Below are 16,134 nucleotides of genomic sequence, written 5' to 3'. Positions count from 1 at the left end.
CGATGTAGTTGTGGTTGAGCATCCTGGCCTCTTCTTGAGCCAGGACGACCACCCGCCTCGCGCGGTCGGTGAACCTCTCAAACATGTGCACTCCCTCGACTGCTGCGCCGGCGGCCCGTTTCCATCGTGCTTTCACCGCGATGGATTCAGCACCGTGAGACCACTCTAGTAGCCAAGCGGTCGCACTGGCTTACCACTACGGCTGTTCGCGGTCTTTCCCGCACCCGGACGTGGGGTCCGCCGGGTGCTTCCATCATCAGGTTGCCCTGCACCTTTACGTCAAGCCCAACGTGCGAACGGCCACCGGGATTCCGCCATCCGCGCTCTGTCCGCTCACCGCGAACAGTCCGCAAGCTGGGAGTGCCCCACCCGATTGGCGGAGCTTCCGAAAGCCTGTAAGGTTAGGCACGCCTAATCCACTACGGCGCCACGAGGAGGGCCGCGGTTGAGCCAGCAGCGGTCCTTCCGTGACGCACGCGAGGTCGGCGACGGCCTCGCGTCGTCGTTGCGGCGGGTCTCCGGCCTGCAGGAACGTACCGAGCTGCGCCGCGACGTCCCGGCCGGCTGGATCCGCTGTTCGGAGCTGCTGGAGACGCCGGCGTACTTCGACGAGTGGCGCGGCCTGCTGGGCGACTGGTTGCTGCGCGAGCACTCCTCGGCGCCGTCGCCGACCACGGCCAGCTGGGTCCTGACGTGGTACCTGCACGTCCCGGCGTACGTCGCGGGGTTGTTGTGGCACCACGAGCGCCGGGTGCCGTCGCTGAAGCCGGCGGAGCTGGCGTTCCGCCTGGCCGACGACCGTCCACACCCGGACGGCATGGCGGTGCTGGGTGACGCGTTCCACTGCCTCCCGACCGACCCGGGCTCGGCCCGCCCCGAGGCGACGGTGGTCCGCGACGAGCGCGCACTGGCGGCGGTCCTCCGGGCCCGTTACCTGGCTCACGCGGCCCAGTTCGTCCGGGCGTACGCACCGCTCAGCCGATTGGGCCGCAGAACGCTCTGGGCGGCGGCGACGGACGCGCTGGAGAACTCGCTGTGGTGGGCGGGCCGCCAGGGCGGGACCCCGGAGGCCGAGGGAGCGGGCGTGGCGGACGCGGCACTGGTGCTCGACGCCCGGTACGCGCCACTGACGTCGGCGTCGACGTTGCGCTTGAGGGAGGGGCCGGAGGGCCACCGCGAGTGGACGCGGCGGCGCGAGAGCTGCTGCTTTTCGTACTTGCTGCCATCGTCGTCCGAGTGCGACGGCTGCCCGCGCACCTGTTCTCGGTAGCCAGGCGGGCCGCAAACGGCCCCCGCCCGGCACACAGCCCGGCCCGGCCCCTTGGGACCACCCCTGGGCGGTTTCCAGGGGTGGTCGCGTCACTTGAGCTTCAGGAGTTGCCACGCCCGGATCGCCGCCCGGGTCCCGCCGGGCCGGGATCTCGCTGCGGATGACCGCGACCGAACTGAGCCAGCCGGTCTCGACGATCAGCTGGGAAAGGCCGCTGCCAGCAGCTCGATGGCGCCTGCCGCCCTCATGCCGCGCACGAGCCGGCCACCTGGGCCCGGAGAGTCGCTGCTTTAGTGCTTGCTGTCATCGTCGTCCGAGTGCGCCGCCGCCCGGCACACAGCCCCGCCCGGCACACAGCCCCGCCCGGCACACAGCCCCGCCCGATCCCTGGGGGGCGGCCCCTAGGCCAGTCTATCGACCCCAGCCGACGAAACCCGCCGATAGCGGCCCCCGAATCCCACCTGTCCACAGCTCAACCCACTTGTGGACAACTCCACCCCGGATCCCGCCCAGCAGCTCCCAGCGCCCGCTCCAACGGCGAGGCTTCAGCAGCCACCGCCACCGCCGGCCCATAGACCCCCATCGACCGCGCCTGGTCGCCCATCGCCACCGCGGACTCGTACACCGCCGTGGCCGCTTCCGGCGCGCACTGCAGCTGCTGCCCGCTCGCCCGGGCCAGGTCCCAGCCGTGCAGTACGAACTCGCCCAGGACCATCGCGCCCACCACCGCCGCCGGCATGGGCGCCGAGCCCAGTGAAGTCGTGCCCGTCCACGCCGCCGGGGTCCCGAACACCTCCACCAGCGTCTCCGTCTGCTTCTCCAGGTCCGCGCGCCAGCCGTCCGCCACCAGGGCCGCCTCCGCTTCGCCGGACCCCATCGCGGGCGGGCCCTCGCGCCGTCCCGCGGCGATCAGCCACGGGCCCCAGTACAGGAGGTGGTTGAGCAGCCCCCGGACGTCGTAGCCCGCGCACGGCGTCGGCGCGGTCAGGTCGGGGACCGCACACGCGATCCGGAGGAATTCGGCCGCGGCGGGACGCAGCAACTCGGCAGTCATGGCGGTGATCCAAACTCCCGGCGAGCAGCGCGTCTTGAACGAACGCGACAGCTACCGTGAACCCGTGACGCACCGGATCCCGCGCGGCATCGTGGCCGAAGCCACCGCGCGCACGATGTTCACGCTGACCAGGCACTCGCCGGCCCCGGAACTCGCCGAATTCGTCGAATACCACTGGATCCTGCGCTGGGACCGGCGCGGCAAACCGCCGTACGAGCAGCGGGTGCTGCCGAACCTCTCGGTCCACGTCACGTTCTTCCCGGGCGCCTCCGGCGTCCACGGCCCGGCCCGCGACGTCTTTTCCCACCGCTTGACCGGCCGCGTCCAGGGCCTGGGCGTGCGATTCCGGCCGGGCACCTTCCGCGCGTTCCTCGGCGGGCCCGTGCGTGACATCGCCGACCGGGCCGTCCCGCTCACCGATGTTTTCGGACCGGCGGCCTCGGCGGCCGCCGAATCGGTGCAGACCGCCGGCGAGGATGCGCAAATGGTCGGCGCGATCGACAACTTGCTGATCGCAAATCCCGTGCGGCTGTCCCCGGCCGCCCGCGCGGCCGCGGAGGCGGTGGAACAAATCGCGCGGGATCCGGGAATTACCCGGGTGGCGCAACTGTGCGCGGATACTGGACTAACCACCCGGTCCATCCAGCGCGTGTTCGCCGAACACGTCGGCCTCCCGCCCAAGTGGGCGATCCGGATTTACCGGCTCAATGACGCAGCGCAGCGGATCGTCACCGAAGGACAACTCGATTACGCCGGTCTGGCGGTTCGACTGGGCTATAGCGACCAGTCGCACTTCATCCGCGATTTCCGGACGGTGACCGGCCAGTCGCCTGCCGAGTACGCCCGAACCGCCCGCGGCCCCGAACGGGAACCGGACAGCCATCGGACATGAAGAAAGCCGCCGGGCGGAATTCGCCCGGCGGCCACACTGAAAACCCCGCGTCGACACCGCTTCCGCAGCGGAGGATAACTGCTGGTCAGCGACCCGCGGCCGACCCGAGCGGAGGCGGTGTGAACAATCTTCAGTTCTTCTTGTGGTAAGCCTCGACAACCTCGGAGGGGATGCGGCCGCGGTCGGAAACCGCGTAACCGTTCTTGCGCGCCCACGACCGGATGGCCTGGTTCTGCTCACGGTCGACAGCGGCCGGACGAGCCGAACCCTTACCCGCGACCGGACGAACCGTGGCGCGCTTGCGGCCGCCCGCACGACGCGCGTGCTCGACATACTGAGCGAGCGCGTCCCGGAGCTCCTCCGCGTTTTCCGAGGAGAGATCGATCTGGTAGCTGACTCCGTCCAAACCGAACTCGACGGTCTCTTCCGCCTCACTGCCGTCGAGGTCGTCGACCAGCGAGACGAGCACCTTCTGTGCCATCCGATTCCTCCTGCGGGGCTTACTCAATGATCTGGTACGGGGCAAGCCCCGGGACAGAAGACTTTGTCTAGAACATTAGTACCCGCTTCTGCAGTGCAACGCAAATCTCATTGCCATAACCGGCCGCTATCCTCACACGGCCGGGTTATTCAGGCCGCACCAGCGGGAAGAGGATCGTCTCCCGGATACCGAGACCGGTCAGCGCCATGAGGAGGCGGTCGATCCCCATTCCGACGCCACCGCTCGGGGGCATTCCGTACTCCAGGGCCCGCAGGAAATCCTCGTCGAGCCGCATGGCTTCGCTATCGCCCTGCGCGGCCAGCAGCGACTGTTCGGTGAGGCGTTCCCGTTCGACGACCGGATCGACCAGCTCGGAGTATCCGGTGGCGAGTTCGAATCCGCGCACGTAGAGGTCCCACTTCTCGGCCACCCCTGCCCGGGAGCGGTGCTGCCGCGTCAATGGCGACGTCTCCAGCGGAAAATCACGGACAAACGTCGGTGCGTGCAGGTGATCTCCGACGAGGTGTTCCCACAGTTCCTCGACGAGCTTCCCGTGCCCGAGCTTCGGATCCACTTCCAGGCCCCTGGCCTGCGCGAATCCGAGCAGTTTGGCGGCGGGCGTCTCCGGCGTCACCTCTTCGCCGAGGGAATCGGACAACGACTCGTACATTCCGAGCGTGGTCCATTCGCCGGAGAGGTCGTACTCCGAACCGTCGGGCAGGGTGATGACCTGGGTGTCCAGCACCGTCTGCGCGGCCTCCTGGATCAGCTCCCGCGTCATCACCGCATTGGTGTCGTAGGTGGCGTACGCCTCGTAGTACTCGAGCATCGCGAACTCCGGCGAATGCGACGAGTCGCTGCCCTCGTTCCGGAAGTTGCGGTTGATCTCGAAGACCTTCTCGATGCCGCCGACGACGCAGCGCTTGAGGTAGAGCTCCGGGGCGATCCGCAGGAACAGCTCCATGTCGAACGCGTTGGAATGCGTGACGAAGGGGCGGGCCGCGGCGCCGCCGTGCAGCGTCTGCAGCATCGGCGTCTCGACCTCGGTGAACCCGCGGCGGTGGAACGACTCCCGCAGCGACCGGACCACGCCGGCCCGCGTGCGCACGACGTCCCGCGCGCGCGGGCGCATGATGAGGTCGACGTAGCGCTGGCGGATCCGCGTTTCCTCCGCCAGGTCCTTGAAGGCGTTGGGCAGCGGCCGCAGCGCCTTCGAGGTGATGCGCCAGGCGTCGGCCATCACCGAAAGCTCGCCGCGCTTGGACGTGATGACCTCACCCTGCACGAACACGTGGTCGCCGAGGTCGACGTCGGACTTCCAGGCCGCCAGCGCGTCCTCGCCGACCTTCGCCAGGCTGATCATCGCCTGCAGCTCGGTGCCGTCGCCCTCGCGGAGGCTCGCGAAGCACAGCTTGCCCGTATTGCGCAGGAACATCACCCGGCCGGTGACGCCGACCTGCTCGCCCGTGGCGGTGTCGGCGGGAAGGCCGGAATGCGCCGCCCGCACTTCGGCGAGCGAGTGCGTGCGGGGTACCTCGACCGGGTAGGGATCGATACCCTCCGCGAGGATCCGGTCGCGCTTCTCCCGGCGCACCCGCATCTGCTCGGGCAGTTCGTCTTCGGCGGGCTCGCTGGTGGGAGGAGGCTTTTCGGTCATGGCCATAGGGTACGAACCCGGCCGGCCGCTACGCCAACCGGATTACCTTTACCTTTCTCTCCATTAGCCTGGATGTCGTGAGTGATCCCACACACGGTCAGCGCGCATCTTCGTTCGGCAGCCGGGCCGCCGAGTACGCCCAGCACCGGCCCGATTACCCGCGGGAGGCGATCGAGTGGGGGCTTTCCGGCGCGAGCGGAACACCGCGCCGGGTCCTCGATCTCGGCGCCGGAACCGGCAAGCTCACCCTCGGCCTCAGCGCGCTCGGGCTCGACGTCACCGCGGTCGAGCCCGACCCGGAAATGCGCGCGGAACTCGAGCGGGCCGTGCCGTCGGTGACGTCACTGGCGGGGCAGGCGGAAGGGATCCCCCTGCCCGACGACACCGTCGACGCGGTTTTCGTCGGCCAGGCCTTCCATTGGTTCGACGTGCCGGTGGCGATGACGGAGATCGGCCGGGTGCTGCGCCCGGGCGGGGTGTGCGTGCCGATGTGGAACTACGAAGACGAATCGGTGCCGTGGATCGCCGAGTTCACCGCGCTGGGCCGCGACGGCGCCCGCCGCCCGACGAGCATCGAAGATATGCGTGAGGTGACGCACCCGGCCTTCGAATCATTCGAAAGCGACCGGTTTCGCCACACGCAACGGCGCACCGCGGAGACCCTGCTGGAAACGATCGCGACCTATTCGAAGGTGATCGTGTCGGCCCCGGAGGAGTCGGCGGCCCTGCTGGACCGGCTCCGGCGATTCCTGGCGGAGAACCCGGCCACGGCGCACGGCGAGTTCGACCTGCCGCTGGTCACCACGGTCCTGCGCGCACGACGGCGCTGACGCACTTCGTCCTTGACCTCGATCCAAGTGGAGGTTTGATACTGCCGGAATGCGCAGGAAATCATGGGGGCGAGCCTTGATCTCGCTGACCTCGCTGGTGACCGCGGTGGGCCCGTACAAGGCCGACTGGAACGAGACGCACGTGTTCAACCCGGACTGGCCACCGCACGCGAAGTTCCACAACGGCCAGACGATGAGCCTGGGGCTCGCGCTGGGGACGACGAGCTTGTGGCAGCTCTGGCGGCGGCCGAACCGGGCGGGTCTCGACGCGGGGGCCGTGCTGGCGTCGCTGTACTGGGTGACGCAGATTTCGGCGCTGGCCTACCCGGGCTCCCGCGCGGTGGATCCGCCGGGGGCCGATCGGTTCCCGCAGGCGAAGATCGCCGTCCCGGCGCTGGCGTTGACGGCGCTGGGGTACGTGCTGGAGCGCCGCCGCCTGGCTCGCGGCTGAAAGCTTTCTGATGCACCCCGAGGTGGCGTCGAACGCCGCCTCGGGGCCAGGTCAGGGCCGGATGTTGCGCTCGTACGCCAGCCGCAGGCCGAGCAGCGTCAGCTCCGGGACGTGGTCGGTGATCGTCTCCGACTCGCCCAGCACCAGCGGCGCCAGGCCGCCCGTGGCCAGGACCGCCACCGGTTCCGCGCCGCCCGGGGAAAGCTCGCGGACGATCCGGCGCACCAGCCCGTCCACCTGGCCCGCGAAGCCGTACAGGATCCCGGACTGCAGGCACTCCACCGTGTTCTTGCCGATCACCGACCGCGGCGGCACCAGTTCGACCTTCCGCAGCGCCGCCGCGCGCAACGCCAGCGCGTCCACCGAAATCTCGATCCCGGGCGCGAACGCGCCGCCCAGGAACTCGCCGCGGGCCGAGATGGCGTCCACGTTCGTCGACGTGCCGAAGTCGACCACCACGCACGCCGTGCTGTGGAGGTGGTGCGCGGCCAGCGTGTTCACCAGCCGGTCCGCGCCCACCTCCTTCGGGTTGTCCACCAGCAGCGCCACGCCGGTGCGCACGCCCGGCTCGACCACGATCTTCGGGACCCGGGCGTAGTACCGGCCGAGCATCACCCGCAGCTCGCGCAGCACGGCCGGCACCGTCGACAGCGCACTGATCCCGGACACCGCGTCCGCGTGCGGGCCGAGCAGCCCGCGGACCGTCAACGCCAGCTCGTCGGCCGTGATGCGCGCGTCCGTGCGCATGCGCCAGTCGCCCACGAGCTCCTGGCCGGACCACAATCCCAGGACGATGTTCGTGTTGCCGACGTCGACGGTGAGCAGCAAGCGGGTCAGCTTTCCGCGTGCAGCAACGCGTCGAGGCGACGGGCGTCCGCGGTCTCGGCGACCGGGAAGATCGCCGCCTCCTCGTCCGGCGGCAGCGTCACCGTGCCGGACAGCAGCCCGGATCCCTCCGGCGCGTGGCCGGGGTCGGTGTGCCGGTGGACGATCCGGTTGTCGGCGTCGACGAACACCACGCGCGGCTGGTACGTCGCCGCCTCGGCGTCCTCCATCTGGCCGTACGAGATGAGGATGACCAGGTCACCCGGGTGCACCAGGTGGGCCGCGGCGCCGTTGATGCCGAGCACCCCGCTGCCGCGTTCCCCCTTGATGACGTAGGTCTCCAGCCGCGCCCCGTTGGTGACGTCCACAATGGACACCTGTTCCCCCGGCAGCAGGTCCGCGGCCTCCATCAGGTCCTCGTCGACCGTCACCGAACCGACGTAGTGCAGGTCGGCCTGCGTCACGGTCACCCGGTGGATCTTCGACTTGAGCATCGTGCGGTACATAGTGGACTCCTATTCCCCTGCGTCCAGCCGCTCCGGGTGCTCGACGGCCTTGCCGAGCAACACCGGAACGTTGTCGATCAGCCGGGTACTCCCCACCCGGGCCGCGATCAACAGCCGTGCTTCACCATCGACGGGCGCGGGCCCGAGGTCGGTTCCCCTCAACTCCAGGTAATCCACCTCGACCGCGGGCCGCGCGGCGAGGGTCTTCCACGCGGTCTCGAGGACCGCGTCCGCACCGTCCCGGCCGACGAACGCCCCCGCGGTGAGGGCGGCCGACAGGACGATGGCGTCTTCGCGCTGCTCGGGCGTCAGGTAAACGTTGCGCGACGACAACGCGAGCCCGTCCCGCTCCCGCACGGTCGGCACGCCGATCACGTGCGTGTCGATGTTCAGGTCCCGCACCATCCGCTTGATCAGGACCAGTTGCTGGTAGTCCTTTTCGCCGAACAGGGCGTAGTCCGGACGGAGCAGGTTGAACAGCTTCGCCACGACGGTGAGCACCCCGGCGAAGTGACCGGGCCGGACGGCACCTTCGAGTTCGTCGCCGAGCGGGCCCGGGTGCACGGTCACCACGGCACCCTCGGCGTAGAGCGCGTCCGCGCTCGGGGTGAACGCGATTTCGACGCCGTCCTCGCGCAGGATGTCGAGGTCGGCCTCCAGCGGCCGCGGGTACGCCTCGAAGTCCTCGCCCGCGCCGAACTGCAGCGGGTTGACGAAGATCGAGGTGGCCACGACGTTGTTGGGCAGCCGCTTCGCGCGGCGGATCAGCTCGCGGTGCCCGGCGTGCAGCGCGCCCATGGTCGGCACGAGCGCCAGCTTGCGGCCGACGCCGTGCAGCGCCCGGCTGACCTGGCTCACCTGCTCGGGCGACGCGAACGCGTTCAGGGTGCCGCGGCTGAATTTCGGTGTGGTCACTGGTCTTGGTGCCCTTCGGCGGGATCGTCGAGGAGTTCGGTGAGGTCTTTGGCGGCCGCGGTGTCCAGCAGCCCGGCAGCCGTCGAACGCGCCACCGTGCGCTTGGCCAGCGCGCGGTAGGCCGGCGCCACCTCCGGCGCCCGGTCCGCCAGCACCTCGAGGTGCTTGCGGACGGTGCCGAGGTCGCCACGCGCGACCGGGCCGGTGAGGGCCCGATCGCCGTGTCGCAGCACATTATCCAATGCCGCCGAGAGCAGTGGCGCGACCAGGCGTTCGGATTGCCCGATTCCGGCTTGGCGCAACAGGTCCGCGCAGTCGGCGACCAGCGCCATCAGGTGGTTCGCGCCGTGGGCCAACGCAGCGTGGTAGAGCGCTCGCGCGGAGTCGGGGATCCGCACCGGCTCGGCGCCCATCTCGACGGCCAGCGCTTCGCCGACGTGCCACCCGGCTTCGTCGTCCTCGGCCGCCGTGACGCCGATGCTGCACGCCGCCAGCCGTTCGAGGTCCTCCTCGCGGCCGGTGAACGTCATCACCGGGTGCAGGGCGAGCGGCAGGGCCCCGGCCTCGGCCGCGGGGGCCAGGACGTCGATGCCGTGCGCCCCGGAGGTGTGCACGACGATCTGCCCAGCCCGGAGCGATTCGGTGGCGACGAGCCCGCGGATCATCCCGGCGAGCGCGTCGTCGGGAAGGGCGAGCAGCACGAGGTCCGCCCGGCGGACGGTTTCGTCGGGCGGCAGGAGTGGCACGTCGGGGAGGAGGCGTTCCGCGCGGGCCAGCGACGAAGCGGACAGGCCGGACGCGGCGACCACCGTGTGGCCCGCCCGGGCCAGCGCGGCGCCGAGCACGCTGCCCACCCGGCCGGCGGAAACGACGCCGACCGCGAGGCGGGCGGGCCTCATCATGGCGTGCGCCTGTGGACGCTCATGGTTGGCAGACTCCCTCTGCTCTCGTTCCAGTCCCGCTCCGGGTACCGGACGACGGCGCGAGACTAACTCGGGCGAGCGGGCGTCGTTGAGCCCGGGTGACCAGCTTCACCCGGACCGGTTCACCCGTGGGCGGCCTCGTCGGCGAGGCGCGTCGCCTCCGCGCGGGCGGCCTTCAGGGTGCGCAGCAGCTCCTGCTGGCGCTGCCGGTCGGTGTCGCTGGTGAGCTGGTGCCGGTCGAGGAACGCCAGCTCCGTCACGCTCGCCTGGTAGACGGCGACGGCTTTCGCGGCCTGCTTGCCGGACTGCCGTTTCGCCTGGCGGCGCCAGGCCCGGCGGCCGGGCAGGCTGGCCAGCAGCTCGACCTCGGAGGGGGCGATCCACCGCGCCGCGGCCATGTGCGGCAGGGCGGCGGCGATGATCCGCTGCTCCCGTTTCCGCTGGAGGATGACCAGGTAGACGACGCCGAAGAAGAGCGGCAGCATGATCAGGAAGTAGACGGTGAGGAACTTCGACCCGCCGAGCAGCGCGGCACTGTTCCACAGCGCGTGCAGGCAGACGGCGGCGAGGTACCCGGCGATCGGCGCGATGATCTTGAGGGCCTTGGTCGTCGTCCGCGCGGCGATCCCGAGCCCGATGCCGGTGAGCACGGCGAACAGCGGGTGGGTGAACGGAGCGAGCACGCCCCGCAGGAAGAACGCCGTGATGACGCCCTGGCTGTGCCCGTCCCCGAAGCCGTAGTCGGCGAAGGCGCGCCCGAAGTAGTAGATGTTCTCGGTGAAGGCGAACCCGGCGGCGCTGAACCCGGCGTAGACGACCCCGTCCACGACGCCGTCGAACTCGCTGGACCGCCGCCAGAGGATGAGCACGACGAAGAGGGCTTTGGCGGCCTCCTCGACCACGGGGGCCGAGACGAGCGCGGCGACGGTGTTCCCGCTGCCCTGGCCGAGCAGCTCGTCCCCGACGGCCTCGGCGGTGGTGTTGATGAGCAGCGCGGTGATGGTCGCGATGCAGGCGCCCCAGGCGAAGGCGAGCAGGAGGAACTTGGCAGGCTCGGGCTCCCACCGGTCGACCCACAGGAACCCGGCGACGACCCCGGCCACGGGCACGAGCGCGGCGAGCACCCCGATGGTGACGGCGAGGGGCCCGACCCGCGCGGTGGCGAGCCCGAACAGGAACAGGCCGCACAGGGCCACCACGATCAGCCCGAGCACCGGCAGCAGCACGGTGACCCGGCGAGGCCGCCGTCCGCGATCAAGTCCCGTCGCGGGCGAGAGGGTTCCGCTCACAGCGGGTCACCCTACGCAGGCCGAAACGGAAGAGAAACGCCACCTGGCACACACGGCGCGCCGGTCAGCCTGCTGTGCGCCGCTGGGACGCGCCTCAGTGTGGCCTCCGGTGCCATCTCTGCGCGCACGCGCGAGCCTGGGCGGTTGCCTTGGGGGCACGGGCCTCAGTCCTCCGCCCGCCGGCACGCGCCGCCTCCGGCCGCTGGCAGCTCAGCTCAGCGATCGAGCGGGCCGCCAAGTGCCGACCACGGCCCGATCAGCGACCGGCCGGGCTCGGCCCTCCGCACACAGGCGACGGGCGATGGCCCGCGTCCGCCGCAGCCGAGCTGGGGTTGGTCGGCGGTCGCGCGGCGGGGCATGGCGCGCGCCGCCTTGGGCCGCTGGCAGCCCAGCTCACCGATCGAGCGGGTCGCCGAGTGCCAACCACGGCCCGATCCGCGACCGGCCGGGCTCGGCCCTCCGCACGCAGGCAGCGGGCGTTGGCCCGCGTCCGCGCAGAGTTGGTCGATGGGCGCGGCGGGGCATGCGCGCCGCGTCTGGTCGCTGGCAGCCGGCCGATCGAGCGGCCCGCCGAGTGCCAACCACAGCCCGATCCGCGACCGGCTGGCTCAGTCCTCCGCGCGTCGGCGGCGGCGGGGCGTCGAGCCGGTGCCGCCGTTCGCCGCCAGCAATTCGCTCACCGAACGGCCCGCTGCGTGCGATCCGCTGCCCGGGGCGGGTTCCGGGGCCGCTCGGTGGCCGTTGCGGGCTCCGTTGTGGCCGTTGCCGTTCTGCTGCTGCTCGACGTCCGCCGGGTCGACCGGGGCCATCCCGCGGCGGGACATCGAGGCCCGCTCCGCGACCATGCCTTCCCACGCCGGGGGCTCGCCGTCCGGGCGACGGCGGCGGCCTCCGCCCGGGGGCTCCGGTGCCTGGGGCACGGCCGGCAGCTGCTGCGAGTCCTCCGGCTTGCGCCGGCGGCCACCGGAACGGCCCTGGAAGTTGCGGACCGACTCCGGCAACGTCGGGTTCACCATCGGGGCCTCGGCCTTGGCGGCCTCCGCCGGCGCGCGGTGCGAACCACCGTGCGCACCACCGTGGCGGGACGGCGGCTCCTCCAGGATCGGCGACATGTCGGCCCGCGAGAACTGCTCCAGCCGCGACGGGCGGCGGCCGTCGGCCGCCGGGACCGGCGTGGTCGGCGGCACCACCGGGGGCAGGTCCGTGCGCGACGGCTGCCGCGGCGACGGGCTGTTGCTCGGCACCGGCGTGGTCGGCGGGACGACCGGCGGGATGTCGGTGCGGGACGCCGCGGCGTCCCGCGGCATCGGCGGCTTCTGCTCGGGCGGCTTCGGCCGGTTCGGCCGCTGGCGCTCGGCGAAGTCGTCGCGGTTCTGGAAGGCCGCGCTGAGGTCCTTGACCGGCCGGATGTCCGAACGCGACATCTCGGACGGCTTCACCGGAGGCACGTTGGCCGCCGGACGGCCCGGCGCCGGCCGCGGCGGCTCGGGCGCCTTGCGGGGGTCGGGCCGGGCGCCGTTCGGCTGCCCGCCGACGCGCGGAAGGTCCGTCCGCGACCTCTCGACCCGCGGAATGTCCGTTCGCGACGCTTCGCCCCGCGGGACGTTCGGCCGCGGCATCTCCACTCGCGGAATATCCGGACGCGACATCTCGACACGCGGGATATCGGGCCGCGACATCTCCACGCGCGGAATGTCCGGCCTGGACATTTCGACCCGCGAGATATCCGCCCGCGACATGTCGACGCGCGGAATGTCCGGACGCGACATCTCGACCCGCGGAATGTCCGATCGCGACGCTTCGGCCCTCGAGACGTTCGGCCGCTGCATCTCCACCCGCGGAATGTCCGACCGCGACGCTTCGCCCCGCGGGACGTTCGGCCGCGGCGCCTCGGGCCGCGGCATGTCCGGCCGCGGCGCCTCGACGCGCGGGATGTCCGGGCGGGACATCTCGACGCGCGGGATATCGGGCCGCGACATCTCGACAGGGCGGATGTCCGAACGCGACATCTCGGCCCGGCGTGCGGGCGGCGGCTCGGGGCGGCGGATTTCCGTCTTCGGCTCCTGCGGTCGGCGGATCTCGGTCTTCGGCTCCTGAGGACGCCGGATCTCGGTCTTGGGGTCGGGCCGCGGCACGTCCCGGCGCGTGGGCTCGGCGGCGGCCTCCGGCCGGCGCTCGGGCTGCTTCGCGATTTCGTCCTGATTCGGCAGCCGCATCGGCTGCGACTCGGCCTGGCGGCGCGCCGCCTCGGCCCGCAGCTCGGCGGCCTTCAGCTCGCGCTGTGCGGCGTTCAGCGCCGGGTCGACCGGCGGCACCGGCGGACGGCGCTCGCTCAGCGGCTTCGGCCGGGCCATCTGCTGGGTGCTCTGCACGGAGACGTTCGCCGGTGCCTTCGGAACCGGCTTGCCGCCGAAGCCCTTGCCCTTGCCGAGGCCCTTGCCGTTGGCGGGCTTGCCGTTCGACGCCTTGCGGCGGCGCTCGTCGAGGACGCGGTCGATCAGCTCGGTCGGCCGCTCGCCGCCCTCGACCACCGGCTTCTTCCCGGCCATCAGCTGGGCGGGCTTCTTCTTCGGCGCGTTGTCGGGAATCAGGCGGTTCTCGTCGGACACCTTGCGCATCCGGGTCGCCTGCGCGGTCAGCGCGACGCGTTCGAGCAGCACCTCGCCGCCGAACAACGACTGGAGGCTGTCGCGCAGCGCGGACACTTCCGCGCGCAGCGCCTCCAGCTCCTCGCGGCCCTTGGAGTCGGCCGCGGTGCGGTTCTCCGCTTCCATCTCCAGTTCGTACTCGCGCCGGGCCGCGATCTCGCGTTCCAGCTCCAGTTCGTACACAGCCTGCGCCTCGGCGACCGCGTCCTCGCTCTGTGCCGCGCTCTTGCGGTACTTCACGGCGAGAAAAGCGCCGATCAGGGCGGCCCAGAGGGCCGCGACGATCCCGAGCCTGAGGTAGCGGAGATCGTCGCTGAGCACCAGTGCGAGGGTGGCTCCGATGGCGAGGACAAAGCCGACAACGAGCCACGGCCTGCCCAGTAGGCGGCCGCGCGAGTCGTCACCCACGCCGGTCATGACTGACACCGTACCTGCTCGTAATCCGAACGAGACCTACTCGGTCCAGCGAGCGGTGGGATTCCAGCGCTAACCGGTCGTCCCGCGGGTGCGCTCACGATCGTGGTCCTGCGGGGTCCGGCAGCAGTGTTCGAGCCACAAAGCCGCAGCTACCAGGGCCGCGGCGGAGACGACGCCGACCACCGCGGCGCGCGTGTCGAGCACCGCGGCGACGAGTTCGTCACGTCTGGGTAAAACATAAGCGAGCGCCGCGAGCCAGGCGCCGGCCATGAACGCTCCGGCGAGTGACGAAGCCTTGGCGAGGGCCACCGATCGGGCTACCCCGATCGCGCTGACGACCCGGCCGTTCTTGATGCGCGACCGGACCGAGAAGGCGAGCACGGCCTCGAGCACGGCCAGCACGGCGAAGGTGACGCCGGCGAGCAGCGGCAGCTGCGGCAGCGAGCCGTAGGCCGTCTGGAAGAGCAGGTAGCCGAGGCCCAGGCCGAGCAGCCCGGCGACCACCAGGTCACGGGGCCGGGTGAAGTGCATACCTCAACGGTACCGCGCAGTAATGTTCCGCGGCCGCGGAACCGGACCCGAAGTACGGTTGACTCTCCGCCGACTGGAGAGTTCATCATGCGTCTTGTGGGCACCACCGCGACCTTCACCATCGGCGAGCTGTCCCGGCGGACCGGCCTGCCGGTCAAGACCATCCGCTTCTACTCGGACGAAGGCCTCCTGCCGCCGACCGAGCGGACGGACGCCGGCTACCGCCTCTACGACGCGGCGGCGATGGCCCGCCTGGAGCTGGTCCGCACGCTGCGGGAGCTGGGTCTCGGCCTCGCCGACGTCTCCGCCGCCCTGACCCAGTCGGCGACCATCGGGGAGCTGGCGGTCCGGCACGTCGAGGCGCTCGACGAGCAGATCCGGCGGCTGCGGCTGCGCCGGGCGGTGCTGCGCGCGGTGGCCAAGCGCAATTCCGAACTGGAGGAAGTGAACCTGATGAACCGTCTCGCGTCGATGTCCGACGAAGAGCGCAAGCGGCTGGTCGACGAGTTCTGGGACGAAATGGTCGCCGGGCTCGACATCGACGAGGAGTTCTACCGCCGGATGCGCGCCGGGAAGCCGGAGCTGCCCGACGACCCGACGCCCGAGCAGCTCGAGGCCTGGATCGAGTTCGCCGAGCTGGTCCAGGACCCGGAGTTCCGGGCCTTGATCCGCAAGATGAGCGAAACCCAGGCGAAGCAGATCGAGGACGGCGAGTTCCAGCAGCCGGCCGGGGCCTGGCAGCAGAACTGGCCGATCTGGGTCTCCCGCGCGGAAGCGGCGATCGCGGCGGGCGAATCGCCCACGTCGGAGACGGGGCAAACGCTTGCGGCAGACCTGGCGGCGGCCTCCGCCCGCCCGGACCAGGACGCGGCGGCCCCGGAGTTCCGCGCGGAGCTCGCCGACCGGTTCGCCACGAGCGGCGACCCACGGGCCGAGCGCTACTGGCAGCTCCTGGCGACGATCAACGGCTGGCCCCCGGTCCCGACGACCCAGCCCGCGGTCCGCTTCATGATCGACGCCCTGCGCGGCTGACCGCACGAAGGCGACAGCTCGGCGACGAACCGGCGGTGATCGGTAACGGCCACCTCCGGTTCACCGATAAGTCGCCTTTCCAGCCCCGGCCGCTCGGGGGACCCCCGGTTTCAACGTTACTCGCGAGGGCCGACAATTCCGGGCCCGCGCAGCCGGGTTGTCCACAGGGGCCGTGGGTTGTCCACAGGGCCGCGCGTCCGAGGTATCCCCGCCTCGCCGCGCGTCATCGCAGGACCAGGGCCATGTCCACGGCCGCGCGATCGAGCCTGGTCCTGCGTTGACGCGGGACCGGGTCCGTGTCCACAGGGCCGCGCTCGAGCCCCGGGGCCTGGTCCGGCGTCAGCGCGGGGCCAGGTCCGTGCCACAAGGCCGCACGCTCAAGGCCCCGGGCTAGGTACAACGGCAGCGCAAGA

General features: G+C 71.2%; 15 protein-coding genes. 5 read left to right on the top strand and 10 right to left on the bottom strand.

Going from position 1 to position 16,134, the window contains the following annotated elements:
• Positions 1-445 precede the first annotated feature (445 nt).
• Positions 446-1,270, top strand: a complete 825-nt coding sequence (locus AB0M30_RS04290; RefSeq protein WP_364579575.1) for a (2Fe-2S)-binding protein — start codon at positions 446-448, stop codon at positions 1,268-1,270.
• Between the two features lie 472 nt (positions 1,271-1,742).
• Here AB0M30_RS04290 and AB0M30_RS04285 read toward each other — a convergent pair whose 3' ends face one another.
• Positions 1,743-2,324, bottom strand: coding sequence for a TIGR03086 family metal-binding protein (locus tag AB0M30_RS04285; protein ID WP_364579574.1), 582 nt, complete (start codon positions 2,322-2,324; stop codon positions 1,743-1,745).
• Positions 2,325-2,358: 34 nt separating this feature from the next.
• Between AB0M30_RS04285 and AB0M30_RS04280 the strand changes: the two genes are divergently transcribed.
• On the top strand, positions 2,359-3,216 hold the full coding sequence (locus AB0M30_RS04280; RefSeq protein WP_364579640.1) for a helix-turn-helix domain-containing protein: 858 nt from the start codon (positions 2,359-2,361) through the stop codon (positions 3,214-3,216).
• A gap of 130 nt (positions 3,217-3,346) precedes the next feature.
• Here AB0M30_RS04280 and AB0M30_RS04275 read toward each other — a convergent pair whose 3' ends face one another.
• Positions 3,347-3,697, bottom strand: a complete 351-nt coding sequence (locus AB0M30_RS04275) for an Lsr2 family protein (RefSeq protein WP_013230453.1) — start codon at positions 3,695-3,697, stop codon at positions 3,347-3,349.
• Between the two features lie 145 nt (positions 3,698-3,842).
• Positions 3,843-5,354, bottom strand: a complete 1,512-nt coding sequence (gene lysS / locus AB0M30_RS04270; RefSeq protein ID WP_364579573.1) for a lysine--tRNA ligase — start codon at positions 5,352-5,354, stop codon at positions 3,843-3,845.
• 77 nt (positions 5,355-5,431) lie between these two features.
• Between lysS and AB0M30_RS04265 the strand changes: the two genes are divergently transcribed.
• Positions 5,432-6,184, top strand: coding sequence for a class I SAM-dependent methyltransferase (locus AB0M30_RS04265; RefSeq protein ID WP_364579570.1), 753 nt, complete (start codon positions 5,432-5,434; stop codon positions 6,182-6,184).
• A 49-nt stretch (positions 6,185-6,233) separates the two neighbouring features.
• Positions 6,234-6,635, top strand: a complete 402-nt coding sequence (locus AB0M30_RS04260; RefSeq protein WP_364579567.1) for a DUF6640 family protein — start codon at positions 6,234-6,236, stop codon at positions 6,633-6,635.
• Between the two features lie 51 nt (positions 6,636-6,686).
• Here AB0M30_RS04260 and AB0M30_RS04255 read toward each other — a convergent pair whose 3' ends face one another.
• The 7 genes from AB0M30_RS04255 to AB0M30_RS04225 all read right to left on the bottom strand — a co-directional run bounded on the left by AB0M30_RS04255 (position 6,687) and on the right by AB0M30_RS04225 (position 14,689).
• Positions 6,687-7,463: a type III pantothenate kinase gene (locus AB0M30_RS04255; protein ID WP_103335002.1), complete on the bottom strand. Its 777-nt coding sequence runs from the start codon at positions 7,461-7,463 to the stop codon at positions 6,687-6,689.
• Between the two features lie 5 nt (positions 7,464-7,468).
• A complete protein-coding gene (panD, locus tag AB0M30_RS04250; RefSeq protein WP_364579564.1) occupies positions 7,469-7,966 on the bottom strand; it encodes an aspartate 1-decarboxylase in 498 nt (165 codons plus the stop codon).
• A 9-nt stretch (positions 7,967-7,975) separates the two neighbouring features.
• Complete coding sequence (gene panC / locus AB0M30_RS04245; protein WP_364579561.1) at positions 7,976-8,881, bottom strand: pantoate--beta-alanine ligase; 906 nt, start codon at positions 8,879-8,881, stop codon at positions 7,976-7,978.
• Positions 8,878-9,783 (bottom strand): DUF2520 domain-containing protein, encoded by a 906-nt coding sequence (locus tag AB0M30_RS04240; RefSeq protein WP_364579558.1) that lies wholly within the window; start codon positions 9,781-9,783, stop codon positions 8,878-8,880. Before AB0M30_RS04240 ends, panC begins: the two co-directional genes overlap by 4 nt.
• Positions 9,784-9,926: 143 nt before the next feature.
• Positions 9,927-11,030 (bottom strand): PrsW family intramembrane metalloprotease, encoded by a 1,104-nt coding sequence (locus AB0M30_RS04235; RefSeq protein ID WP_103334995.1) that lies wholly within the window; start codon positions 11,028-11,030, stop codon positions 9,927-9,929.
• A 671-nt stretch (positions 11,031-11,701) separates the two neighbouring features.
• Positions 11,702-14,158, bottom strand: coding sequence for a DUF6779 domain-containing protein (locus AB0M30_RS04230; protein WP_364579555.1), 2,457 nt, complete (start codon positions 14,156-14,158; stop codon positions 11,702-11,704).
• A gap of 69 nt (positions 14,159-14,227) precedes the next feature.
• Positions 14,228-14,689: a DUF3180 domain-containing protein gene (locus AB0M30_RS04225; RefSeq protein ID WP_103334992.1), complete on the bottom strand. Its 462-nt coding sequence runs from the start codon at positions 14,687-14,689 to the stop codon at positions 14,228-14,230.
• 96 nt (positions 14,690-14,785) lie between these two features.
• On the opposite strand from AB0M30_RS04225, the gene AB0M30_RS04220 reads away from it, so the two are divergent.
• The gene (locus tag AB0M30_RS04220) at positions 14,786-15,721 is read left to right on the top strand and encodes a MerR family transcriptional regulator (RefSeq protein ID WP_364579552.1); all 936 of its coding nucleotides are present in this window, start codon (positions 14,786-14,788) and stop codon (positions 15,719-15,721) included.
• Positions 15,722-16,134 lie beyond the last annotated feature (413 nt).

Origin of the sequence: Amycolatopsis sp. NPDC051716, assembly GCF_040681595.1 — a bacterium.
In the GTDB taxonomy this organism is placed as follows: Bacteria; Actinomycetota; Actinomycetes; order Mycobacteriales; family Pseudonocardiaceae; genus Amycolatopsis.
Note: the sequence above shows the minus strand (reverse complement) of the source record. Positions and strands in the feature narration are given on the sequence as shown.

Coding starts and splice junctions, on each gene's coding strand:
- lysS (WP_364579573.1), bottom strand. CDS start 5,354: ATGACCGAAAAGCCTCCTCCCACCAGCGAGCCCGCCGAAGACGAACTG.
- AB0M30_RS04225 (WP_103334992.1), bottom strand. CDS start 14,689: ATGCACTTCACCCGGCCCCGTGACCTGGTGGTCGCCGGGCTGCTCGGC.
- AB0M30_RS04275 (WP_013230453.1), bottom strand. CDS start 3,697: ATGGCACAGAAGGTGCTCGTCTCGCTGGTCGACGACCTCGACGGCAGT.
- AB0M30_RS04230 (WP_364579555.1), bottom strand. CDS start 14,158: ATGACCGGCGTGGGTGACGACTCGCGCGGCCGCCTACTGGGCAGGCCG.
- AB0M30_RS04240 (WP_364579558.1), bottom strand. CDS start 9,783: ATGATGAGGCCCGCCCGCCTCGCGGTCGGCGTCGTTTCCGCCGGCCGG.
- AB0M30_RS04260 (WP_364579567.1), top strand. CDS start 6,234: ATGCGCAGGAAATCATGGGGGCGAGCCTTGATCTCGCTGACCTCGCTG.
- panD (WP_364579564.1), bottom strand. CDS start 7,966: ATGTACCGCACGATGCTCAAGTCGAAGATCCACCGGGTGACCGTGACG.
- AB0M30_RS04285 (WP_364579574.1), bottom strand. CDS start 2,324: ATGACTGCCGAGTTGCTGCGTCCCGCCGCGGCCGAATTCCTCCGGATC.